18 protein-coding genes and 2 pseudogenes are annotated in these 24,154 nt (G+C 59.5%); 7 read left to right on the forward strand and 13 right to left on the reverse strand.

Annotated features, from left to right (window positions below; translation table 11 throughout):
- Nucleotides 1-12: 12 nt before the first annotated feature.
- From ACLGL5_RS00800 to ACLGL5_RS00835, 8 genes and pseudogenes are all read right to left on the reverse strand, one after another.
- Nucleotides 13-294, reverse strand: a complete 282-nt coding sequence (locus tag ACLGL5_RS00800; RefSeq protein WP_019863632.1) for a helix-turn-helix transcriptional regulator — start codon at nucleotides 292-294, stop codon at nucleotides 13-15.
- A gap of 301 nt (nucleotides 295-595) precedes the next feature.
- Nucleotides 596-922, reverse strand: coding sequence for a DUF736 domain-containing protein (locus ACLGL5_RS00805; RefSeq protein ID WP_027047842.1), 327 nt, complete (start codon nucleotides 920-922; stop codon nucleotides 596-598).
- A gap of 982 nt (nucleotides 923-1,904) precedes the next feature.
- Nucleotides 1,905-2,930 carry a hydroxyacid dehydrogenase gene (locus tag ACLGL5_RS00810; RefSeq protein WP_199201987.1) on the reverse strand — a complete coding sequence of 342 codons (1,026 nt, stop codon included), beginning with the start codon at nucleotides 2,928-2,930 and terminating at the stop codon, nucleotides 1,905-1,907.
- A 121-nt stretch (nucleotides 2,931-3,051) separates the two neighbouring features.
- A complete protein-coding gene (locus ACLGL5_RS00815; protein ID WP_199201986.1) occupies nucleotides 3,052-4,644 on the reverse strand; it encodes a response regulator in 1,593 nt (530 codons plus the stop codon).
- The gene (locus tag ACLGL5_RS00820; protein WP_019863628.1) at nucleotides 4,613-5,008 is read right to left on the reverse strand and encodes an Hpt domain-containing protein; all 396 of its coding nucleotides are present in this window, start codon (nucleotides 5,006-5,008) and stop codon (nucleotides 4,613-4,615) included. Before ACLGL5_RS00820 ends, ACLGL5_RS00815 begins: the two co-directional genes overlap by 32 nt.
- A gap of 16 nt (nucleotides 5,009-5,024) precedes the next feature.
- A complete protein-coding gene (locus ACLGL5_RS00825) occupies nucleotides 5,025-8,867 on the reverse strand; it encodes a GAF domain-containing protein (protein WP_199201985.1) in 3,843 nt (1,280 codons plus the stop codon).
- A gap of 448 nt (nucleotides 8,868-9,315) precedes the next feature.
- A complete protein-coding gene (locus ACLGL5_RS00830) occupies nucleotides 9,316-9,792 on the reverse strand; it encodes a hypothetical protein (protein WP_155249180.1) in 477 nt (158 codons plus the stop codon).
- Nucleotides 9,793-9,894: 102 nt separating this feature from the next.
- Nucleotides 9,895-10,532, reverse strand: a pseudogene (locus ACLGL5_RS00835) (transposase); the annotation flags it as partial.
- Nucleotides 10,533-10,760: 228 nt separating this feature from the next.
- Here ACLGL5_RS00835 and ACLGL5_RS00840 point away from each other — a divergent pair.
- The 3 genes and pseudogenes from ACLGL5_RS00840 to ACLGL5_RS00850 all read left to right on the forward strand — a co-directional run bounded on the left by ACLGL5_RS00840 (nucleotide 10,761) and on the right by ACLGL5_RS00850 (nucleotide 14,088).
- On the forward strand, nucleotides 10,761-11,597 hold the full coding sequence (locus tag ACLGL5_RS00840) for a class I SAM-dependent methyltransferase (RefSeq protein ID WP_199202384.1): 837 nt from the start codon (nucleotides 10,761-10,763) through the stop codon (nucleotides 11,595-11,597).
- A 277-nt stretch (nucleotides 11,598-11,874) separates the two neighbouring features.
- Nucleotides 11,875-12,618: pseudogene (locus ACLGL5_RS00845) on the forward strand (SDR family NAD(P)-dependent oxidoreductase).
- 30 nt (nucleotides 12,619-12,648) lie between these two features.
- Nucleotides 12,649-14,088, forward strand: a complete 1,440-nt coding sequence (locus tag ACLGL5_RS00850) for an AMP-binding protein (RefSeq protein ID WP_494372730.1) — start codon at nucleotides 12,649-12,651, stop codon at nucleotides 14,086-14,088.
- 182 nt (nucleotides 14,089-14,270) lie between these two features.
- On the opposite strand, the gene ACLGL5_RS00855 is transcribed toward ACLGL5_RS00850, so the two are convergent.
- From ACLGL5_RS00855 to ACLGL5_RS00865, 3 genes are all read right to left on the reverse strand, one after another.
- Nucleotides 14,271-14,618 carry a GNAT family N-acetyltransferase gene (locus ACLGL5_RS00855; RefSeq protein ID WP_199202382.1) on the reverse strand — a complete coding sequence of 116 codons (348 nt, stop codon included), beginning with the start codon at nucleotides 14,616-14,618 and terminating at the stop codon, nucleotides 14,271-14,273.
- A gap of 195 nt (nucleotides 14,619-14,813) precedes the next feature.
- A complete protein-coding gene (locus tag ACLGL5_RS00860) occupies nucleotides 14,814-15,194 on the reverse strand; it encodes a class I SAM-dependent methyltransferase (protein WP_019863622.1) in 381 nt (126 codons plus the stop codon).
- A gap of 391 nt (nucleotides 15,195-15,585) precedes the next feature.
- The gene (locus ACLGL5_RS00865) at nucleotides 15,586-16,503 is read right to left on the reverse strand and encodes a ketopantoate reductase family protein (protein WP_019863621.1); all 918 of its coding nucleotides are present in this window, start codon (nucleotides 16,501-16,503) and stop codon (nucleotides 15,586-15,588) included.
- Nucleotides 16,504-16,559: 56 nt separating this feature from the next.
- Here ACLGL5_RS00865 and ACLGL5_RS00870 point away from each other — a divergent pair, with 56 nt between their 5' ends.
- The gene (locus ACLGL5_RS00870; RefSeq protein WP_199201983.1) at nucleotides 16,560-16,751 is read left to right on the forward strand and encodes a hypothetical protein; all 192 of its coding nucleotides are present in this window, start codon (nucleotides 16,560-16,562) and stop codon (nucleotides 16,749-16,751) included.
- 239 nt (nucleotides 16,752-16,990) lie between these two features.
- Nucleotides 16,991-18,511 (forward strand): winged helix-turn-helix domain-containing protein, encoded by a 1,521-nt coding sequence (locus ACLGL5_RS00875; RefSeq protein ID WP_199201982.1) that lies wholly within the window; start codon nucleotides 16,991-16,993, stop codon nucleotides 18,509-18,511.
- Between the two features lie 871 nt (nucleotides 18,512-19,382).
- Here the strand turns inward: ACLGL5_RS00875 and ACLGL5_RS00880 are convergent.
- The gene (locus ACLGL5_RS00880; protein WP_167626485.1) at nucleotides 19,383-20,252 is read right to left on the reverse strand and encodes a substrate-binding domain-containing protein; all 870 of its coding nucleotides are present in this window, start codon (nucleotides 20,250-20,252) and stop codon (nucleotides 19,383-19,385) included.
- Nucleotides 20,253-20,547: 295 nt separating this feature from the next.
- Nucleotides 20,548-21,726, reverse strand: a complete 1,179-nt coding sequence (locus ACLGL5_RS00885; RefSeq protein WP_019863617.1) for an ROK family protein — start codon at nucleotides 21,724-21,726, stop codon at nucleotides 20,548-20,550.
- A gap of 359 nt (nucleotides 21,727-22,085) precedes the next feature.
- On the opposite strand from ACLGL5_RS00885, the gene ACLGL5_RS00890 reads away from it, so the two are divergent.
- Nucleotides 22,086-22,919: a sugar phosphate isomerase/epimerase family protein gene (locus ACLGL5_RS00890; protein WP_019863616.1), complete on the forward strand. Its 834-nt coding sequence runs from the start codon at nucleotides 22,086-22,088 to the stop codon at nucleotides 22,917-22,919.
- 79 nt (nucleotides 22,920-22,998) lie between these two features.
- Complete coding sequence (locus tag ACLGL5_RS00895; protein WP_019863615.1) at nucleotides 22,999-24,123, forward strand: substrate-binding domain-containing protein; 1,125 nt, start codon at nucleotides 22,999-23,001, stop codon at nucleotides 24,121-24,123.
- The last annotated feature ends 31 nt before the right edge of the window (nucleotides 24,124-24,154 follow it).

Raw genomic sequence — 24,154 nt, forward strand, 5'->3', positions numbered from 1 at the left:
AGATCAGCGGGCTCAGCGCCGCTCGCGTCCGGCATAGGCGATCAGGCGTGCGGCTTGAGGCTTGGCGGGCAGCACAGAGCCATGCGGATCGGATGTCGATGTCATCGCGCCACGCTGCACCCAGGCCTGCAAGTCGTCGACGGCGTAGACGACGCGGCCGCCGAGTTTGCGATAGGCAGGCCCGGTGCCGTAGGTGCGATGTTTCTCCAGCGTACGCGCAGAAAGACTGAGGAAACGCGCTGCTTCCGAAGTGCGCAGGTAGCGCGGCGGCAATGGCGCGGCGTCGGCATTCATGGGGTGTCTCCTTGCGGCCGTCGCGATTGAACGGCGATCGATGGCCAGGATGGAGGAGCAAGGGCGCCGTGATCAGGTGCGCAATTGCGGGGCGCTATTTCGCACCGCCAAGAGGCCTTCAGGAGGGGCGGCGGCGCGCACAGCAATTGGGGACAGCGGCGCTCAACCATCTTCGCGCCATCGCGCGTCAAGCAATGCATCCGATGACAGGAAGCCCGTCATGGCGGCCGGGGGAGCGAAAAGCTTCCGCGGTTACCGAGAGGAAACGCCTCGCCCGGTACCGGGCGAGGCGTCTGGCGATTTATTCGCCGTTGCGGCGGCTGGGGCGGGACCATATGAGGCTGTGGCCCTCGCCTTCCTCGTCGGCGAAGAGGTTGGCGTAGATCGGAGCGGTGAAGCTCGGATCGTCGAGCTTGAGCCCGAGATAGTCGCGGCCCTCGTTGGAGCGCTTGGACCAGGCGGCGCCGATTTCGGCCTTGCCGACCACCACGCGGTGGCTTGGAGCGTTCTCGCCGCTGGCCCTTGTGTCGGGGACGATGCGCACGCCCTTGGCCTGGACGCTGAGGGTGACGATCTCGCCGGTGAACTCGTTCGCATTGGTCTTCTTGAAAGTGCCGATGGTAGCCATTTTTCAGTCTCCGTCTCTTCGTTTCCGAGCCCGCACCATGCGACCTCGATGGCGATCGAGAGGCCGGAGGCGACCGCCGCCGCATCGCTTGCGACCGCAGCAAAGCGGAGGATGGCGCAGGCGCGCGTTTCTTGGTTCCGCGAGGAATGGGCTTCGCCCAGGGGAAGAAACGCGCGCCGCGCCATTGCGGCATAGGCGGTCGAGGCTTCAGCCGTCCTTCGGTCAGATCAGCCCGTTCGAGAGGTCGTTGGTGCGCTCCGCGAAATGGCCGACGTGGAGGCAAGGGCACCACTGGCTTTCACGAAAGATGAATCGAATTGGTGGCCGAGATGTCAGCCGACAACAGCTTGGCATGACCTGAATGAATCCTTGAGACATCCGCTGCCATCAGCACTCGGTGAAGTACCGCGAATGTCTCATTTGGGCCCGTTAGCGGACTGTCTGCTGATGGGACGAAATCGCAAATAAGCAGTCCTCCCGCCCACCACCAAGCGCGTCATAGCAGATCCGACAATCGATGAAGCGAAACGACCGGTCCCCTCATAGCTTAGGGCGAAGGTTTCCGTCTCGAGGCTACATCTCAAATGATCGGGTTAACTCTCGGTCGTCTTCGACCAGACGGATGAACCATTCGCCGGAGGCTTCGATCACTTCAACGCGAGGGTGGACCTTGCCATTCACGCCACCACGTCAATCAGCGCTACCAGCTATTGGATGGTTCTAAAGCCAGGCCCGGCGGCTCTGTGCCGAGTGCAGTTCTCGACTTTCCCGCATCCTTGATCATCGTGCCTCCCGTGAATGTCGAGGCAGATGCGGTGATGGCGGCGGATGGGGGTGTCTTACCTTGACAACCTCCTGCGCTAGCCGCAGCGACGCCTTTAAGCTCTTCGGCCTGTTTACAGTTTCTTCCCTGAGGTCCCCTCGCCCACCAGTCCGAACCTGAGCCAGGAGGGGTGTTGAGCATTCATGAAGCCTCGTGGAATCACACGTCGCCGAGCAAGGCCGCACTCCTGCGCTGCTTGGCTTGCGGGTTGACGATATCGGCGTGTCCTTCGCCGCTCATCATCGCCCACAGGTTCTTGGCCGCATGCCAGCCGATGGCCTGAGTTCCTTCAGTCGTCCAGGCGGCGACATGCGGCGTGCACAAGACGTTGGGTAGCGAAAACAGCGGATCGTCGGTCTTCGGCGGCTCCTGGTCGAACACGTCGAGAGCCGCACCCGCGATTTGGCCATTGGCCAGCGCTGCTCGCAGGGCCGTGTAGTCGATCAGCGATCCGCGCCCGGTGTTCACGACGATAGCTGACGGTTTCATCTCCGCGAACGCGGCGGCGTTTAGGATGTGATGGTTATCCGGGCTCGGCGTTGCGTGCAGCGTCAGGAAGTCGGATTGCTCCACCAGGGTGGAGAAGTCGACGAGTTCGATGCCTGGAGGCGCTTCCTTCAGGAAGGGATCATAGGCAAGGATGCGAGCCTCCCAGCCCGACAGCCGTTGCGCCACGCCACGGCCGATGCGGCCTAGGCCGAGGATGCCGACGGCGGCGCCGCGCAGCGTCGCGCCATGTGTCAGGCCGCGCCACCCGCCACGCCGCATGAATTCGGGCGTCCACGTGCCAAGTTGTTTGGCAACCGCCAGCATCAGGGCGACCGCGTGCTCGCTGACCGTGAAGATCTGAAAATCGTTCGGCGTACTCGAAACCAGAATGCCGTGCTCGGTGGCGGCGTCGATGTCGATGCTGTCGACGCCAATGCCATATTTTGAGATGTAGCGCAGATCCGGAAGCGCCTGTATCACGCGCCTGGTGATGCGGGTGCCGCTTGCCCCCATCAAGGCGACACAGCCATTTGCCTTGGCAATCAGCTCATCCTCGGTGAAGCGCTTGAACGGCATTTCCCAGAGCGCATTGCCGAAAATGACGTTGACCCCACGCTCGCGCAGCCAGTCTAGCGAGGCGTCAGTCGGGTCGTAGCGTTCAAACGCGAGAACGCTGGGCAAGCCTTGAGCGCTCATGAGGGTGGCGATCTCCCTAAAACATTCGAATTGTCTCTGGTGGAACGAATTTGCGTTAAATCTCCTTCGGAAGAGTCGCCCTTGTCACCTTGATGTCGGGCGCATCAGTGGTTGACAGCTCTCATTCCGTGGGTGACGGCAGAAGATCAAGACGCGGGACAAATTCCTCCAGCGAGTCGTCAAGGGGCGGGGGTTCTTCCTCAGCCTCCTGCTTTGGCTCGACCATCAGGAGACCTACGATTACTAGGGCAAGCGAAGCCCAGGTCACAACTGGTATCGCCTCTCCAAGTAACAGCATACTCCAGCCAATGCCGGCTGCTGTTCCCGCATAGGCGTTCTGGCTTGCGAAGACAGCACCGGTGCTGGCGATCAACTGAATGAAAAGCAGCATCGCCAAATTGCCAGCGGCAGCCATCAGCAAGACGATGACGCCAAGGCGACCGGTCAATAGATCAAATGGCACGAAGTCCTGATAAAAAGCGGCAAGTGGGATCAGCATCAAAACCGAGACGACGAGCGACATGCCGAACAGGGCGACGTTATCGATGCTGGCGGGCTTTGACTCAGAGAGATAGATATCCTCGGCCGCGTAGGTGACGGGAATTACAAGGGCAATGACAAGCCACACCCAACTGGTGGCCATTTCTCCCGGCTCTCCGTAGAGGAGGATGATGAAGATGCCGACGAGACCCAATCCAAGCCCTACAAAGCGCTTCAAATTCGGAGCTTCGGTCCGCATCAAAGCTGCGAACAAGAAGACGGCAAATCCCTCAAGCACGATGACGATAGAGACGATGGAAGCTGGAAGCTTGCTTGCCACCCAATAAACCAGGACCTGATTGATCACCGAGCTAATGAACGCAAAACGAAGGATGAACCGCCGATCCGCCCAGGTGAGATCCTTGAGGCTCGGCATTGTCCGTCGCTTCAAACTGATCCCGACGCAGAACACAGCTCCTATGACGTCAATGAGGATTGCCAATCCTACCGGATGAGCCTCAACGAGCGAAGCCATCTTGGAAAGTGGCACGACGACGCCCCATAGCCCACCACATGCAAGCAGCAGTAGAGCCCCACGAAACGTGCGAATATTCTGCCGCATCTTTCGCTCTCGCTCGTAGACCTTCTGGGCCATTGTCGCGAACACGGTAGCAAGCTTTCCGAGACCATCTGAGCGGCTTGCCACATCGCGGATGCCAAGCTTCGAAGGATTGAACCGCCCGGTTTCTAAGGTGGCGGCCGCCCTGGTCAGCTTGGTCACCTGCCTCAGATATTCCGTCTCAACGTCGCGGAGTCTTTTTTTCTCGATGCAGGTGTCAACACGAGCCTTCAATAGAGCGGGCTCAAAGTCCTTTGGCAGAAAATCTTCTGCGCCAAGCTCGATGGCGCTTATCACGCTACCCATTTCTTCATCGAGCGCCGAAATGACGATCACTGGCAAATCGCGAGTGGCTCGCGAGGACTTGAGCGCCTTGAGCACCTCGAACCCATCCATTTCGGGCATGACTATATCAAGGAGCACCAAATCAAATGAGTTCTGGCTAACCTGTTCGAGCGCCAGCTTGCCACTTGCGACAGCTGTTGTTTCATGGCCAAGCGTTTGGATAGCTTTGCTGAGTTTCAGGCGCACAGTGCCTGAGTCATCCACTATGAGCACGCGCGCACCCTTAGATGCGCGAGCGTCAAGTCGTTGTGTCTCCGATTCTATGCTCATTCGGTTGTCCCCCTTGTTTCAGATCGGCAAGGCGCGAGCTTAGATCTCGGCTGGCCCTGTCACACTCGCCCGCAATGAGTTCCACTTCCGTCGCGGCCCCGCCGGGCATACTGTCGCGGCAGGATTGTTCCATTGCCGCGCAAAGCGCGGAAAGTTGGTTGGCGCCGAAGTCCCGCGCGCTTGATTTCAGCGTATGGGCTGTGCGGCCAAGGCCTGAACGGTCGCCCGACTCCGCAGCCCGGCGCATCTGCTCGACCAGCAACGGGGATTCCTCCAGAAAACTCTCAATGAGTTCTGCAAGAGAGTCTTGATCCCCACCTATGAGATCAAGCAGCTTGTCTAGAGCGTCCTGCGCAACAGCCATGACCAGACCTTTGTTGTCAGTTATGTTGGTGGGCGCGTTTAAGAGAGGCGACCAACTCCTCCACGCGCAGCGGCTTGCTTAGGTAATCATCCATCCCAGCTGCCAGGTAACGCTCGCGGTCGCCGGCCATTGCATTGGCGGTAAGTGCAACGATGAAAGGCTGCAGCGAATTCCGGGCGCCCGATGCGCGGATCAACCTTGTGGCTTCGAGCCCGTCCATGTCCGGCATCTCGATATCCATTAGGATGACATCGTGTTGTCCCTCGGCAAATGACGAAATCGCCGTCTCTCCATCCACCGCCAAGTCTACCTTGTAGCCAAGCCGTTCAAGCACCTTGGAGCCAATCTTCCGATTGGTGACGTTGTCATCAACCAGCAGGATCCGAAGCGGCAATTTTGCCGCCATTTCGTTGTCGAGGGATGGACTTTTGGCTTGATCAGGCTTGGCTGAACGCGTTGGAGCCTCGGCAAAGACTGACATGAAAGCATTGAGGAGCGGCGAGGGCTTGATCGGCTTAGGAAGCATCGCCGCAAATTTGATGCTCTCGATAGCCGCCTTGCTCTTCTCATCAAGAGGTACGAGGGAACTCAACAATATCAGTGGAAGATCACCCCTTTGACCAAGCCCACGTAATCGTTTGGCCAGTTCTATGCCGTCCATCTCTGGCATGCTCATGTCGAGCACGACGGCGTCAAAATTTTCGCCACTCGAAATCCTGCGCAATGCGTCAAGGGGCGATTCGGTTGTGTGTGGAACCATGGCCCAAGAATGGGCCTGCAGAGACAATATGCGCCGGTTGGTCGCGTTGTCGTCAACGATCAGCAACCGCTTGCCTGCGAGTTCAACTTTGGCCACAGACATTTGCGCCTGCTTGGGGGCGGGCACTACGGCAGCACGGATCGTGAAGAAGAATGTCGTCCCTGACCCTTCAACACTTTCCACCCATACCTTCCCGCCCATCAGTTCTGCCAGTCTTTTGCTGATCGCCAACCCTAGCCCGGTTCCGCCGTAGCGCCGCGTCGTCGAGGCATCGACCTGGCTGAAAGACTTGAACAAGCGATCCAGTCGGCTCTCGGGAATTCCGATACCGGTATCGCGTACTGCGAATTGCAGTGTGGATAAGCCCTCTTCGCTATCGCTGTAGGGTGTCTTCGCGTCTTCAACTGCCTGCGGAACTCTCGCCACCGATAGTACAATTTCACCCCGTTCCGTGAATTTCACAGCATTGTTGAGGAAATTAAGCAAAATCTGCCGCAGTCTTGTGCAGTCTGCGACAATCCCGTCGGGAGTACCGGACTCCACCAGGTACGCAAGGTCGATCCCCTTCTCCGCGGTCTTGGAGGCTACCAGGTCAATTGCGCTCTCAAGGCATTCCCGCAGTTCGAAGGGACTTGGATCGAGCTCCAGCTTGCCAGCCTCAACCTTAGAGAAATCGAGTATGTCGTTGATAATCGTTAGCAGGGCTTCGCCGCTGTTGCTGATCGTCTCGCTAATCTCGCGTTGTTCAGCGTCAAGTTTTGTACTAAGCAACAAGTTGCTCATTCCGATCACGCCGTTCATTGGTGTGCGGATTTCGTGGCTCATGGTCGCCAGAAACGAACTCTTCGCCTCATTTGCGGCCTCGGCCGCCTCCTTTGCCTGCTGCAGCGCCAGGGACAGCTGTTTGAGCTCGGTGAATAGCTGAGCGTTGTGCAGAGCGGCACCGGCATTAGCGGCAATCGTAGAGAGCAAGCGGAGCGAGTCGTCCGTGAATATGCCCTCCCGTGTAGTGCTCTGCACACTGATAACGCCCAGCGTGCCTTGCGCCGTCTTGATCGGAACGCCAAGATAGGACAAGGCATCCTTGCCGACGGGGGTAGCCCCGATCTGAGCTCCACGTTCCGCCACATCCTGATTGATGAGCAGTGGCTGTCCGGTCTCGATGATTTTGCTTGTCAGCCCTACGCCGAGGGTGAGCGTGGTGAAGGCCTCGCCAAACTGGTAGGGGAAATGGATCAGCTTGGTTTGCGGGTCGAGCAGAGCGACGTACACGATATCGGCATCGAAGATTTCCTGCATCTGGTTGCCGATCAACTGGATCGTGCTTTCGAGTTCCGATTCCGCAATGAGCGCCTGACTGACCGTGCTGATGGCGCCAAGCTCGGCAGCGCGGGCTTCGGTCACCCTGAGCAGACGCTGTGTTTCGTTAAACAGGCGGGCGTTGGCGATGGCGACCCCCATGCTGGAGGCCACCGTCTGCAGCAGTCGTACGTGGTTCTCGTCGAAGGCATGCTTCTGATAGCTCTGCACACTGAGAACACCCAGTGTTCCCTCACCAGACTTGATCGGCACGCCTATGTAGGAGGCAGTCCTATCCTCTTCGTGTGGAAAGTAGGCGCCAAGCTCTTTCCCTCCCTCAAGAGTGCCAAAAACAAAGGGCTCACCTGTTGTGATGATTTTCGAAGCTACTCCTATGCCCATTGGGAATGGATCGATAGCTCTATAGGTCCTAAAGTATGCATAAGGGACATGTATCAAGCCGGATTCGCTATCTTGTAACAAAATTTCACTGACTTCGGTGCCGAAAGCCTCCCGCACCTTGTCGCCGACCAAGCGAATAACAGTGTCCAGGTTAAGCGACTTCGTCATCGCTTCGCCAACGCTGTTGAGAATCGCCAGTTCTTTTGCGCGGTCCTCTGTCACTTTCAGCAGGCGCTGCGTCTCATCGAACAGATGTGCGTTGGAGATGGCGACGCCCATGCTGGATGACAGCCCCTGCAACAGACGCACATGATCTTCATTGAAGACATTCTTCTCGTAGCTCTGAACGCTGACGACACCCAAAATCCTGTCACCCGCGATGATCGGCACACCCAAGTAGGATTCCGTCCTGTCATCTTCTGTAGGTATAAGTGCGCCCAGAGCAACGTGTTGCTCAGTCGTGCCCAAAACCAATGGCTTGCGTGACAGTATGACCTTGGAGGTCAGACCTTCGCCCATCGCAAATGGCTCGGGGTCCTGATAGTCCCTATAAAACGCATAGGGTACGGTGATCAGGTCAGACTTCTCATCACGCAGCAGGATTTCGGTGACGTCTGTCCCAAATATCTCGCGCACCTTGTCACCGACGATGCGCGTGACGGTCTTGACATTCAACGTCTTGGCCATTGCTTCGCCGACACTGTTGAGGATCGCGAGTTCTTTTGCGCGGTCCTCGGATACTTTCAACAGCCGCTGGGTTTCGTCGAAAAGGCGGGCATTCGAGATGGCAACTCCCATGCTTGAAGAGAGAGCTTGCAAGAGACGAACGTGATCTTCGCTAAAGGCGTTCTTTTGGTAACTCTGCACGCTGACAACGCCTAGAGTTCTGCCTCCAGCGATGATCGGCACGCCTATGTACGATTCTGATCGCTCCGCTTCAGTAAGTGCGATCACATCAAACTTGAGGGACTGTTCAAAAGTATCGATAACCAGCGGCGTTCCAGAGAGAATGACCTTCGAGGTAAGTCCTGCGCCCAAAGTGAACGGCTCCACGTCCTGGTACTCACGATAGAATGAATACGGGACGGTGATTAGATCAGAGGCCTCATCGTGCAGCAGTATCTCCGTGATGTCCTCCCCGAATATCTCCCGAACCTTGTCACCGACGATGCGTGTGACAGTCTTGACATTCAACGTCTTGGCCATAGCTTCTCCGACGCTGTTGAGGATCGCGAGTTCCTTTGCGCGGTCCTCGGTGAGGTCGAGCAGGCGCTTGTTGTCGGCAGAAAGTTGGCTGAGTTGGGTTGCCGCAGATGCTTTGGCGACTTCTAGCTCGGCAATGTACCGGTTCGCCGATTCGAGTCGACCAGCAAGGTCGATTTCGACTGAGCTCTGCATGTCGGCTTTCTCCCCCAAAAAAATTCCGCCAAGAGTGCGAGCGGCATCCTTCCCCAAATGCATCCTACATTAGCAAACACTGTTACATGCCAAGCGCTCATTGTCAGTACCTCGCCAGCGTTCTTTGCGCAGCCACAAGCCTGTGATGTCCGCTTCTGCCGCAAATCACCGAGTCACGGTCGTCACGAGAAATGTCTGCTTTCGCGAGCGGCCAAGGTGCCGATATGACCGAGATGAGGCGCGAATCAGACCGGCAGCCTTGGGCCGCAAGCGGACAGTCCGGTATCGGCTGGGTGGTGCGAGAAGCTGCTGTTCCGCATGCGAACTATCGCTGCCGCGAAGGCTATGCATTCGTAAGGTCAGATTTTAGTCCAAGTCGGACTTTGCCGAGGTCTTCGCTTTCAGTCCGTCAATTGCCGGGCCGGGGGTTTTGGCTTTGGCGCGGAGTCTAAAAGCGCCCGCGGCGCAGCTTGTTGAGTTCCGTGTCGAACAATTCGAACGGTGCCTCGAAGAAATCAAAGCGCTCGTAGAGCGGCGAAAGCAGAGCCTGCATCACTTCGGTCAGATTGTCTTGCACCTGCTGCACGGTCGGCTGGCCAACCAGAGTGACAGTGTCCGTGCGCGGGTGCCGGTCACCGAACATGGCGCGCATGTGTTTCGGGATACTTTTTGGCCATCGTCGTTCCTCCTCCCTGATGATAATATACGACTCTATTCTCTTCGCTAAGATCCCGCTTTCGGGCGATGCGCCGTGCAATCTTCCGCGCTCTGCGACGGCGTGTTTCCGCTGCAGTGGTGCAGCGCTCGAACCGTCGTGGCGCACTTTTCCATCGGACTGACGGAGCATCGTCACAGGCAATCGAGCGCGGTCCGGCCAGTCTGTCGATCGGCGCGGCCTCAGGCAAGATAACGTGCGTTCCGTCATTCCTGGTCTGCATCGGTCCTCATCCGCCGGAGCGGATCCCCCTTGTTCGGATGGCGTCTGTCAGCGTGCGGGAGTCATGCGTTTCAACTGTCGGTCTTCTGCTCATCGATAGGCCCTCAGAAGCTTGCGGGCATTGCCATGGGCGCGCGCAGCGGCGTCAGTCTGGCCCGCGGCCGCATCGCCGACGTAGAACGTTCCATCGCTCCACATGGCGTGCATGATCACCGCCAGCTTGCGTGCCACCGCGACACAGGCTTTGCGGTGGCAGGAGCGTTTGGCGACCTCCCGGCCCCAGCTCTTGACCCTGTCCTTGTCCTTGAAGCGCGTCATCAAACCCGACACCGCTTCGTAGAGTGCGCGCCACACGTCCGCGTCGCCTACCTTGGAGATGCGGCCCTGAACGTCGATCGAGGTGCCTGACTGCGCCGCGAGGTGAGGCCAAAATAGGCCGCGACGTCGCGTGAGCGGCGGAAGCGTGGGGGATCATCGATCGCCGTCATGAACGAAAGCGCCGTCAGCGGGCCGACGCCGGGGATGGCCATGAAGCGCCGGCACGGTTCGCTGCGCGCCACCGTTTTGACGACGAGATCGTGTAGCCGGCAATACTGTTTCCACAGTGCCGCGCGCGCCGACAGCATCGCGTCCATCCGCTCGCTCGAGAGCGGATCGTCCGCCACGGCCGGCCGCACCGCCAGAGCGAAGGCGCCGCGTCCGACCTTGCCCAGACGGATGCCAAACGACGCGGGGAACCGCTTAAACGGACATCGCCCATGGCCATTACCAACCTTCCAAACAGCTATCGCAGGTTGTAGTCGACCGCTCCCTGCGGCAGCAGAGGAGTTGCACAAGAGCATCATCGCCCGCTGCCCGACTACCTTTGCGACCACTATCATGCCCTTGGTTAGGTCCATGAGCCCCTGTTGAAGTTGGTCCAGACCATCCCCGGCAATAGGACGCCGGGAAGCTCCATGGATATTGACGTTAGCGGGATTCGCGCCACTAAGAATATTGACGGCTTCGGTGAAAAGGATGACATTTTCCCAGCCCAGTCCAATATCAGGTTAGAGCCAATTTCTTACGCGTTCGATGCGACATTATTCGTCGGAGGGACCATGAAGTCCGACCAGGAACTATTCGCGAAAGGCCTTGCCACATACCAAAAAGTTGTCGTGGCTAACTACATGGCCCATAGGGAGGTCTATGAAACCCTGCGGCATACGCTGCTCGATGAGGTCATCGACGAATTCGTCTTTGCCGATCTTGCGTGCGGCACAGCTCCTGGTTCAGCATCGGCGCTGACCGGCACTCCCATCGCACGCTACATCGGCGTGGACATTTCTCAGGAGTCTCTCGACGTCGCGAAGCAAGCGCTTGCACCTCTGACCTGTCCGGTTGAACTGCGGTGCGAGGATTTCGTTGCGGCCATCGATTCCTGGAAAGGGCCGCTCGACGTCGTGTGGATTGGTCAGTCTCTGCACCATCTCCTTGCGCACGACAAGGTCACCCTTATGCGCAAAATCCGCGACCTTTTACCACCAGGCGGTCTTTTCATGATCTGGGAGCCGACGCGCCTGGAGGGGGAAGATCGCGAAGGATGGCTTGAGCGTTTTCATCAGGTGCGACCGGAGTGGTCTGGGGTCACTGACGAGGAGTTCGCCGCCTTTGAGAGCCACTGCCGTGCATCTGATTATTCCGAGACGGCCGCTACTTGGATTCGCATGGGCCACGAAGCCGGTTTCCGAACTGCGGACGAGTTGATGATTGTGCCCAACAGACTGGCGCGCGTCTACCGGTTCCGCAACTAGGGGTGTGAACTCACGGAGTGGGCCTGTCGTTCTTATGGCGGACGCTCTAAGCCGCCTTCAGAGGACACTGTTCCACCGATATTGCAATCCAACAGCGCGACGTAACCCCCTGCCATGGGGTGTATTCCTCTCTCTGCACTGAATGCACATGTGGCGATCGGCCGTTCTCTCCTCGTCGGCCAGGATGCGGCCTACACCTTGCCGTCGCTATGACCGCTTGCGTTTGACGTGAATGCCCCACGGGTGCATCTTGATCCATCGCCTACCGGGAAGGCAGATGTTCGAGATTCCAGATAAGGTTGCGATCGTCACCGGATCGACAAGGGGCATCGGTTTGGCGATAGCACAAGCTCTTGGGCAGGCTGGAGCCAAAATTGTCGTCTCGAGCCGCAGGAAAGAGAATTGTGAGGACGGTCTTAGGCATCTAGGATTGAAGCGATTTCTCAACCTTGTAACATGAGCAAAAGGGATCAGGTCGAACAACTCGTCAATAAAGCCGTTAGCCAGTACGGTCGTCTTGACATCGTCGTCGGCAACGCAGCTGCCAATCCCTTCTATGGGTCTCTAACCGACATTGAAGACGCCGCTTTTGAAAAGATCTTTGCCACCAACCTGCAGGGCAATCTTTGGCTCTGCAAGGCGGCGCTTCCCTATATTGTGAACGCTGGCGGCGGATCGGTGATCATGATTTCGAGCATTGCCGCCCTGCGCGGCTCTAAGGGCGAGTGCCTATGGGGTTTCCAAGGCTGCGCTGATCCAGCTGACCCGCAATTTGGCGGTTGAGTGGGGTCCGAGCGGTATTCGAGTTAATTCCATAGCGCCCGGCCTCATCAAGACGGAGTTCGCGCGGGAATTGTGGGAAGATCCGGAATGGCTGGAGAAGATCGAAAATCGCACGCCACTTCGTCGAATAGGGACGCCGGAGGATATTGCCGGGGTGGCTCTGTTTCTGGCGTCCGATGCGAGCGCCTATGTGACTGGGCAGGTCATCGTCGCAGACGGAGGCGAACTGATCTCCTGAATCCCCCGCCACGAGCACGGGCCGAACCTCATGAGTTTTGCAGTCCACCCCCTTGACGCCAACCTCAGCGCTTCAGCCGAACGGTATCCCACCAAGCCCGCGGTCTACATCGAAGATCGTGTACTTACCTATAAAGAGCTCGATCAACTGGCAACTGCGGTGGCCGCGTTCCTGCAATCCAAGTTGTCGATAGCGCGCGGCGAGGCAGTGCTGCTTATCCTCGAAAACGACCTGGAATTCATCGTTTCCTATTATGCGGTGCTGCGGGCCGGAGGCGTCGTCGTTCCCATAAATCCCAGAAAGGCCGCGCGCGAAGTCCAGCAAATCCTGGCTGATGCGAAGCCCGGGCTCGCGGTTACATACGGCGAGCAGGCTTCAGTCTTGCTGGCGGGGCCGGTTGAATGCCTGCGCGGCGGCTTGATCGTTGGTGCCCCAGAGAAAAAACGATTGGATGTCGGCCTCGCTGGACAGCGGTGGAAATCCTTCGAGCAGGCCACAGAATGCGGAGAGATGGTTGCAAAGCGAGGGGGGCAAGGCGATGACCTTGCGCTTATCGTCTATACATCGGGCACGACAGGCGATCCGAAAGGGTGCGCACACCTCCATGTCGGGGTCCAGCGCGCTATCGCAAGCACGCGCAAAGCCAGCGCTATCACGTCGGATGACGTCGCCCTGGTAAGCCTTCCACTTTATCACGTCACCGGCATGCAAAGCTCCATGAACGTGCCGATCGCAGCGGGCGCGGCCCTTGTCCTTGCAGGGCATTGGAATGCTGAGATCGCCGCAAAGTTGATCGAGCGTCACAAGGTCACGTGCTGGCGTAACGTCGCGACCATGATGAAAGATTTTGTCGAAGCGACAAGCATCGCAAGGTACGATCTATCGAGTCTGAAATTCCTGGGTGGCGGTGGCGCTCCCATGTCAGTTTCCTTGCACGAGCGGGTCCATGCTGTCACCGGGCTGCACTACGTCGAGGGGTTCGGCATGACTGAAACCATGGCGGCGACGCACATGAATCCGCGCGCTGCGCCGAAGCCGGGATCGATCGGCCTCCCGCTCGAGGGTGTTGAAGCGAGTATCGTCTCACTTGACACAGGAGAGCCTTGCGAGACTGGCGTCGATGGAGAGCTCGTCATCGTCTCACCGCAACTGTTCAGCGGATATTTCGGCCGACCGGCGGAAACGGAGGCCACCTATATGCATCGCAATGGGAAGAAGCTCTTTATGACAGGCGACATAGGCCATGTGGATGCCGACGGCTTCTTCTACATCACCGATCGCCGCAAACGGATGATCAACGTTTCCGGATTCAAAGTCTGGCCTGCCGAGATCGAGAAGGTGCTAATGTCCCATGCCGATGTCGCCGACGCGGGCGTGATTGGCATCGAAGACGAACGGCGCGGACAGTCTTGCGCGCCTTTATTCGCGCCTCGCTCACCGAGCGTGCTCGCCTGTTTCAGTCGCCTTTGACTCAAAGCTATGGGACCGGTGGGCAAAAATTGTCGGCCGCAGGCGATTGCTCAGGTGTGTGCCTTTAGGACATTGCCGCGCCGCGTGGCCATCGCGGAGGCAGGGCCCGTGACATTGTCAAGACCGACTGGCCTTGTGTCTCTTTCGTTTAGATTCAGTGATATTAGCATGCGCGCATATATTTAGCAGCCGGCGTCGGCCACTCGCAAACTCCGCCTGTTCAGGCGCGGCACCTTTTCCACCGCACTACCCCCGCAAAGGACGGATGGCCGCCGCGTTTCATCCGCCCTTGGCCTTGCCCTGGGTTCGGCCGCCAGTCGGTGGGCGGCGAGCCCCGTGCGTTGCAGCGGCGGCGTGTAGAGCACATAGCCGAGCTCAACCACACGATGGGCGGGTTTTGCTTCCATCAGGCAGAGCCACCCAAGCGCCTTGCCATCGGGACCGTCTACCGTGAGGAAGGCTCGCTTGGGATCCGCCACCAGGGCGACGACATGCTCGGTGAAAGCCTGTTCGGTGGCGAACGGCCCCACTTTCATATCGACCCAGTGGCATGCATATGCTCGTCGTGCGAGAGCGGGTAGAGACGGGATGCGTCTCTTTCGGCGTCGAGCGGGCGCAGGCGGCCCCGGCGACCAACCAACACGATGGCGGCGGGAACCGGAGCGTCGCCCGTCGGGATCTCGCCCGGGTTCGGATTTGATGACATTGTCGCCCGGACGCGCTGGCTAGTTCCAGTAGCGAAACACTCGGCCCATTCTGTTGGGCATCATGAAAATCTCCTCCGCGCGGCGAAACCCGGCATCACGCCCCATGCCGAGCCATGTGTCGGCGGTTTCGGGGAAGTCGGCCACAAGCATATGCCGTTTCATGGCAGCGCACTCCTCGTCGGAAAGGGTTGACCATCTATCGCGCTGCAAGGAGAAGCGGGCGAGCCAGGCGGCGCGATCCTCTCCCTCGAACAGGGTCGGCTCCCAGATGACGAATAGGCCCGGGCCGCCCAAGGCCCTGCGGGCGTGCCGCATCAGCCTCGCCTTGCCTTCGGTCGCCAGGTGGTGCAGCGACATGCCTATCCAGATCACGTCGACGGGTTCCGACCAGTTCGCCATCGCTTCCGCGAAATCGCCGCGGCGCAGCTCGACCGGGCACGGGAGCCCGTCGAGCGCGATCGGCCAGCCTCAGTGACGCTTCCGACCGGTCGATGCCGACATAGCCGCCGACCGCGGTTGTCTTCAGCATCGCTGCGGAGGCAGTGGCATCGCCGCATGCCACGTCGAGGAATCGAAACGACCCTGGGGCATGCTCGACGAGCAGATCGCGCAGGAGCCCATAGACCTCGCGGTGAAACATGAGGTTGGTGGCCACGACCCTGCGATAAGTCTCCAGCTCCTTATTGAAAATGTCCTGGGTGCCGGTTGCCTCGTCAGCTGTCGTCACCGGCATGCTCTCGCTCGACGAACTTGCCATGTTATCCTCCCAAGGAACATTGATGGGACACCGCTAGGGGGCGGCACCCTCTGCGTAGAGATGCAAGGCGCGGAAGACCGCCGTGTGGCCAGGGGTCGCAATACCGAACTTGATGCCCAACTCGTGCATGCGTCCGGAAAGCCAGGCGACCTCGATCGGCTTTCCTCTTTCGAGGTCGTTGGCCATCGACGATTTTACGTGCGGGGGGAATGCGGTCCATCTGGTTATGACGCGCCCTTCGAACCCATCGGCCATCGGATGGCCAGCCGCCGCCGCGACCGCCATCCCCTCGTCGCGCAGCTGCTCTACGAAGATACGTGCCTCGGGGTCGTCGAGGATCGGACCGATCCCGGAGCGCATGAGCGACGTTCCTCCAGAGAACGCAGCAAGTGTCACGAACTTCTCCCACAGCACATTGTCGATGTCGGCAACCGGCTTCAGCTCGAGCCCGACAGCACGATCGCAGAGCGCCTGAAGATCCTTGATGAGAGGCTCGCGGTGCCCGCCGACCAGGATGTGACGCAGCCCGCCAGCGTGGACGACTTCGCCGGGCTGTTTGATGAATGCGGACAAGTAGGTGGCTCCGCCAATCACCTGGTCGCGAGGAACATGACGACCGAGCGTCTCGACGCTGTCGATGCCATTTTGCAACGTCACGATACGCGTATTCCTGCTAATGAGCGGTCCGAGCGCTGCGGCGGCCTTCTCACTGTCGTAGAGCTTGACCGCAAAAATCGCGAGATCGACGGGACCGATGTCGGCCGGCGCGTCGCTCGCGGACACACTGGGGAGAAAGACGTTGCCGAGATCGCTTTGAATTCGCAGGCCGTCCTGGCGCATTGCCTGCAAGTGGGCACCGCGAGCGATGAAGCTGACGTCGGCCCCCGCCTCGACGAGCCTTGCGCCGAGATAGCCGCCTATGCCGCCCGCCCCTATCATTGCGATCCGCATGCGTCCCCCTCGACACCAGCTGCCGCCATTGGCCGCGCGAAGCTGGAGAAGCTGGAATGGCATTCGCCAGCCTGACCAATATTAGCATTCCCTTCAATACAAGGCCAGCCGACAGGGTTGACACGGCAGACCCAACGATAAGAAAGATTCAGCAGAATTTCAGAAATCTTCCGGTACGCGCCGGTTCTTTGGCTTCATTGTTCTCAGAAGGGAACGAACCGGATGAGGTCAATTATGTCAACGAATGAGGATACGCGCCAAGCCGCCCGGCAGGAACTCCTGGAATATGCATCCACCGTCATGGCTGCGTCGCCTTGTGCGCCCATGCCTGGAACAATGTTCGAGATGCTGGAGATCATGACCATGGAGAGGCGCATGACGTCCAACCAAGGTGAAGGTGGATCAAATTCTCCTGATCCCTTGACGTCGAAGCCGATCAAGACACCAATAAGGCAGCGTTTGGTCGAGTTGGTCAGATCGGCATTCGATGTCTGGGGAAAACGCAGGGCGCGTACTGGCACTTGGCAGTTGCGAGCTTGATCTTGCGCGCGGGCAGCTTCTCCGCGACGGGAAACCTGTTGCTCTGCGCTCCAAGGCGTTCGATCTGTTGACCTATCTCTGCAGGAATGTTGGACGCGTCGCGACCAAATCGGAACTGATGTCAGCGGTTTGGCCTGATGTCTTCGTGACCGAGGACTCGCTGACGCAAGCGGTCAGGGAGTTGCGAAAGGCACTGCAGGACGAAAGCCAAACCATCATCCGTACGGTCGCCAAACGTGGCTACGTCCTCTCGCTACTCGAGACGCCAAAGCAAGAGCGCTCCGGACAGCCGAGCGTCGCGGTGCTGCGTTTCAGCAATGAAGGCGCGCCGGAAGACACCCCTTTGATCGACGGTTTCGCCGAGGACATTGTCAACGCGTTGGCTCGCTTTGGAACGATCGTTGTTCTGGCGCGCAATTCCGGATTTGCATTTGTCTCCGACGCCGCTTCCGATTGGCGTGCCATTGGCGACAGTCTTGGCGCAACCTATCTGGTTCGCGGCAGGGCGACGACTCGCGCGGACGGCATGCGGGTCACCGTCAGTCTCATTGCTGCTTTGACGGGTGGCGTCCTCTGGAGCGATACTTTTTCCGCGTCTGGCGGTCAGATCTTCGACATGCAGGAAGAAATCGCCCGCCGCGTGGTGAACCGGCTGGTCGCTCGGCTCGACGATGCAGGCGTTAAGCAGGCGACCCCAAGGCCTCCCGACAGCCTGGCCGCATACGAGCTTCTCTTGCGTGGACTGGCCAGGCTGCGCGGGTATGGCGATGATGACAACAAGGCTGCGCGCAGTCTTTTCCAGGCTGCGGTCGAAAAGGACCCGAGCTACGCCCTGGCGCATTCCTACACCGTGCTCGCCGATCTCATTATCGCTGGCTATGCCGAGGCGCCCCCGACATTGCTTGGTTCGCTGATCGATCGCGCGGAGTGTGCGGTGACCTTGGCGCCGGAAGAGCCGCGCTGCCATCGCGTGCTCGCCCAGGCTTTGATCTACGCGCGCCAGTTCGAAGCAGCTGAGCATCATCTTCAGCGCGCGCTCGACCTCAATCCCTATGACGCCGATACGATTGCGCAAATGGGATTCCTGCTCTCTATGAGAGGCAGGCCTCTTGAAGCACTCGCGGCGATTGACAGTGCGATACGGATCAACCCGATTCATCCTGATTGGTACCACTATGATCGCGCCATCGCGCTATACTCAGCTGGAGACTACAAGGCCGCGCTTGTCAGCATGTCCAAGGTCCCCTCAAAATCCCCCTGGCGACTGACAAGGTTGGCGGGGTGCTACGCGCAACTCGGCGAACTGAAGGAAGCTCAGCGCACTATGGCAGAGGTCAAGCGTATAGCGCCTGACTTTTCGCCGATGCAATTTGCGCAAACCGGGACTGCGTACGAACATGCAAGTGATCTTGAACATCTCGTTGGGGGTGTCGCCAAAGCGCTCGCAGCCTACGACGACCAAGGCTAGGGTCGGCAGTCCAACGCGTCATGCATCTCTGCACGAAGCTAACTTGGCGCTCGCGATTCAGACGCAGAAACCAAATGACCCTAGGTCGACCGGCTAAGACGACGCATCCTAGTTGCCTCTTCGGCTCACATGAGGCGCAACTAGGGCCTCCAGCGTGGTTGCCGCTATTGTCTGCTTTCAGTGGTCGGAAGTGACTGGGTTCTAACAGCCGACATGGGGCGCAAAGCTGGCGTTCAAAGGCTTTTAGGGCAGACCTGTGCAGCTGGCCAACATTCGACATCACAATGTCCGGCAATCGCCCGTTTCGCGAACAGCGATACCTGCTCGGAGCTTATAACTCGTTTGCGCCACGAATTGTCCCTACCCTCGAAGTTTCCAGCGTATCATTTTGGGGCCGACTGCAGACGGTCGGCTTTCGGCTAGGTCGCTTGGAAGCCGCCGTTCCAGACCGCGACCTTCGAAGATACGATCTCATCCGGCTCGATGACCGCAAAAGTATCACAAAGAATTTTGGAACCATGCGCTGCAACGGAAACATCTTAAGACCTGATGCACACTTCCCTTGCAATGACGACAGCGGCACTGCGGATGCCAAGCACCGCCAACAGAAGCGCAGCTACCACAATCGCGCATAGCCATTTCGTGGCGCGGACAATGGTCATGTCAATGCCATCGCGGCATATGAAGGCTAGCTTCGCTCAGAGTAGCCCGCACTGATGCGGCCCGCCCGTTGTTTAGATGGAAGCTATGGATCCAGTGCCAGGGAATTTTTTCAACACCCCAAGGTCGGATTTGCTCCTGACGTATTGCCAAACGTCAAAAAAGATTCAACCGTTTGTCGCGCCTTCGTGCAACCTCTCGTAATGTCATCTCAATAGAAGTTGGGCGCGCCGCCGACGTGCTTGTAGACTTCCGCGACATTGCCAGAGGTCACGGCTACCCCCGGCAGCACAATCCACGGCGGCACAGCATTGCCGGTCAGCCCGACAATCGCGGCCATCGCCGCGATCTCGCCCTGTTCGAAAGGCCGCTGCGCGGCAACTCCCTTGACGATCGTTCCTTCAAGAAGGGCCTCAGCGATCGCGCTACCGAGATCCACCGTGGTCATGACCGGGATCCGGGAGCGGCCAGAAAAAGCCGGCAGCGATGCAACTGCTGGCTCGTCCCAGACGACAAACAGTCCATCCAGGTCAGGATTGGCATCGAGGTAGAGACCAACCGCGCTGCCGGCATTTGCTGGCACTTCAAATTTCAGCTGCGTCAGTGTGATGTCCGGGCGCTCGTGCTGCATCCACTTGCCGAATGCGATCTCACGCTGCGCCGTCGCAAAGAAGTCGACATTGTAGGCAACCACGCAGACTGTGCCGTTCTGCCGGATGTGCGGCGAAATTAGACTGGCGGCGATCTGGCCAAGGCCGAAATTGTCCGACGATATGACGCTTACATAGTCGGTCTCCTGAAGCAGGCCGGAAGGCGCGTTGTCGAGTAGGATGAGCTTGATCCCGGCGACCGCCAGTTTGCGGAAAGCTGCGGCCACGGCCGTGCTTCCGACGGGGATGCTGATCACGGCATCAGGCTTCGATTGCACCAGCCGCTCGATCGCTGCGATCTGGGTGGCCGCGTCGTAGCCGCAATCGACGATGTCAACGACGACGGCGCCGGCCAGCTCCAAGCCGGCCTTGATGCCCGCTATCTGACGCTGCGCCCAATCCGAAGCGGTCGTGTGCAGCACGATCGCCACGCGGAAGGCTCTTTCCCTGGCGCGCTCCAGCATGTCGGCAGATGGGAGCAGCAATTCGGGAGATGCCGGCCGTTCGCCGTGTGGCCCCAAACCTGCAACCAGTGGACGCGCGACGGACGAAACCGGCAACGCACATCCAGACGGAATTGCTGCATCAGCTCTCTGCATCCCGTTGCTCCTCCCGCCCGCCACCTCTGCGGGGCAGCTTTATTGGATCGAACCTACCGCAGGGGTTCGGGTTTGCAAGCATCACGGCTGACCGCGGTGACTGCGCGACAGCGGGCGGACTGCACGCTCAACCGCCAGTCATAGCAGTCTTCTCGGCAACGGCCAGCAAACCGGTAACCCCGGCGTGGGCAAGCGGCGTGCCAGATACGATCCATTCGCTGAGGAACGCTGGTGCGAACAGTTCAGTCACGGCGACGGTTGCGGCACCGACAAGTCCAGCTGACCGCCCCATGCGCGAATGGACAATACTGATATCGCGGCTGATGAGCGGCTGCGCGTGCCCGTAGATACCCTCCCGGATCGCCGCCAGGCAGATGTCCCCCGTTTGGGACAGTTCGCCGCCGAGAACGATCATCGACGGGTTGAGCATATTGGCCAACGTCGCCAGAACGGTCCCGATCAGCCGTCCGGACTGCGCCAGCAGGTCGGCCGAGAACGGATCGCCAAGGCGGGCCGCCGTGCCAATGTCTGCCACCGTCACCTTCCCGGTCGCGGCGAGCGTTTCACCGAGAAGACGGCTTCGTCCCTCTTTCGCCGCGCGTAGGCCAGCTTCAGCGATGGCATCGCAGCCGGCGACGGTTTGCAGGCAGCCAACATTGCCGCAACCGCAAATGCGCTTGTGCGGCTCGCCGGCGTAAATATGCCCTATCTGTCCCGCTATGCCTTGCGCGCCACGATGCAGGCGCCCGTCGACGACGATTCCGGCGGTGATATCCGAGCCAAGGTCGACATAAAGCATGTCGCGGCTTGCTTGTACTGAAAGGGCGCTTAGTTCACCCATCGTTTCCATCTGCACGGCGCCCCGCACCCAGACTGGCGCTTGGAAACGATGTATCAAACGTTCCAGAAGCTTCGCCTCGTCCCAAGCAGGCATCGCGCTAAGCTTGGGGACGGCCAGGCTTTTCGAGTCCTTCTGCTCAACCGCGCCCGGCGCCCCCAGACCAATCGCCCACAGCGGAGCACCATCCTTGCCGAGCGACCAGTTGAACAGCGCCTCGAGCCGATTGAACAGTGCCTGCGCTGGGGAAGCGGCGTCAAAATCCTCGTAGTGCTCAAGGATCAGCCGCCCGTCCAGATCGGCGAGACCAAGGCCGATGGTGTCGCCGTCGATGTTGGCAACCAGAATGCGCGCGGCCTCCGATCGGAACCGCACCAGTCGCGGCGCGCGCCCGCCTATGGAGCGCCCGACACCGCCTTCGTCAACAAGGCCGAAAGCAGCAAGCGTCGACAGCCGGTCCGTGACCACGGCGCGTCCTAGCCTGGCCTCTCGTTCGAGGTCGAGGCGCGTGCAAGTCTCACTTGAGCGCAGAATGTTGAGAAGCGAAACAAGACTCTGGCGTTCGGCTTCGAGGGCTTTTACGCGATCGGCCGCCGCCGGAGAACCTGTCTCCCCGGATCGATCTGGATCCGCAACTGCGGTGCCTCCCAAGCCAGTCCTAGCCACAGCCGATTGCTCCTTTCTGGTCCACCATGGACGAGCACTTTCAGAAGACGCAATGCCCAATTTTGTCCCTAACACAGAAAGTAGTTTGACTTTTGTTTTTTATCAACTAAAGGTGCGTTTGCAAATACAAAAGCATTTGAGCCGTGTCGGGAGGAGACGCCATGACTGCTTGGAAGCTGGCCTATCACGCCAATTGCTGGGGTCCGCTTGGGGGCGACGCCGTTGGTGTGACCTCCATCAACCGTTTGGCCTACCGGACGTTCGGGGACATGGCCGAGGCCGCGCGCGATATCGCGGCAGCGGGCTATGATGGTATTGAGTTCTTCGACGGCAATGTCGTGGAAAGCGAAGGCGACGATTACGCCGCTATGCGCAAGATCCTCGCCGACACGGGCCTGTCGCTGGTCTCGGTCTATACTGGCGGCAACTTCATCTTCGCGGACATCCTTGACGAAGAACTGGCGCGCGTCACCAAGGCAGCGGACGCAGCGCGGGCGCTCGGCGCCGAGCATTTGGTTGTTGGCGGCGGCGCGCGGCGCCACGACGGGACGCGCCAAAGCGACTACGATGCCTTGGCTTCTGCGCTCGACAAGGTGATGGCAATCGCCGCGCAGCGCAGCCTGAAAGCTCACTACCACCCCCACCTTTCCACCATCGTCGAGAACCCGGACGAGGTTCGGACGATCTTCGGCAAGACCGCGATCGGGTTCTGTCCGGATACCGCGCATCTGGCCGCTGCCGGAGGCGACGTGGCAGCGATGGTGCGCGAGCACGCGTCACGCATTTCCTACGTCCACCTCAAGGGCTGGCAGCGCGACCCGTTCGCCTTCGTGCCGGTCGGCCGGGGCGATTGCGACAATGGCGCCGTGATCCGGGCCCTGAAGGACATCAGTTACACGGGTTGGATCTGCAACGAACTCGACGCCTGGGCCGATCCTGCCGCCGGAGCGCGGGAAAGCCACGCCTTTGTGCAAGCGGAACTGGCGAAAGTCTGAATTTGCCGACCGGCGTTGCCGCCGGGAGGCGTCTGTAACTGCAATAACGAAAACCAAACAATATCAGGGAGAAAACACCATGCGCATGAAAACTTTGCTTCGGTCGACGGCAATCTGTCTGACGATCGGCCTGGGCCTCGCCTCGAACGCCGCCTATGCCATCGATCCTGCCCAGGCGCTGACCGAGATCGGCCAGCATGTGATGAGCCTCGGACCTAACGGCGAGAAGCCGGAAGCCGCATCGAGCGTCAAGCTCACTGATGAGGAACTCGCCAAGATTAAGGACATGCACGCAAAGGCCGCCATTGTCATGCACTATGCCGGCAACGACTGGTCGCAGGCGCAAATCGAAGGCCTCAAGGCGCAGTTCGCTACCATGGGTATCGAAGTCGTCGCCGTTACCGACGCGGGCTTCAAGCCCGACAAGCAGGTGTCCGACCTCGAGACCGTCATGGCCCAGAAGCCCAATATCATCGTGTCGATTCCGACCGACCCGGTCGCGACCGCAGCGGCCTACAAGGCGGCCGCCGACGCCGGCGCCAAGCTCGTCTTCATGGACAACGTGCCGAAAGGCTTCGTGGCCGGCAAGGACTACGTCAGCTCCGTCTCGGCTGACAACTACGGCAACGGCGTCGCCACCGCGCACCTGCTGGCACAGGCTCTTGGCGGCAAGGGCGACGTCGGACTGATCTTCCATGCAGCCGATTTCTTCGTCACCAAGCAGCGCTACGACGCCGTCAAGAAGACGCTGGCCGAGAACTATCCGGACATCCACGTCGTCGCCGAGCAAGGCATCGGCGGTCCCGACTTCTCAGGCGATGCCGAGAAGGCGGCAGGCGCCCTGCTCGTCGCCCATCCCAGCATCAAGGGCATCTGGGCAGTGTGGGATGTGCCCGCAGAAGGCGTCATCTCCGCCGCCCTCACCAATGGCCGGGACGACCTGGTAATCGTCAATTGCGACCTCGGCGAAAACGTCGCCATCAACATGGCGAGCGGCGGTCCGGTTAAGGGCCTGTCAGCGCAGCGGCCCTACGACCAGGGCGTGACCGAGGCAATGCTGGCCGGCTACGGTTTGCTTGGCAAGCAGGCGCCGGCCTATGTCGCGCTGCCGGCACTGCCGGTAACCAAGGCCAATCTCGCCGATGCCTGGCAGCAGGTCTACCACAAGCCAGTCACCGACAAGATCAAGCAAAGCATGCAGTAGACTTCGCAGACAGGTCCTCCCGGTGGAGATG

Source organism: Mesorhizobium sp. U510, assembly GCF_059180695.1.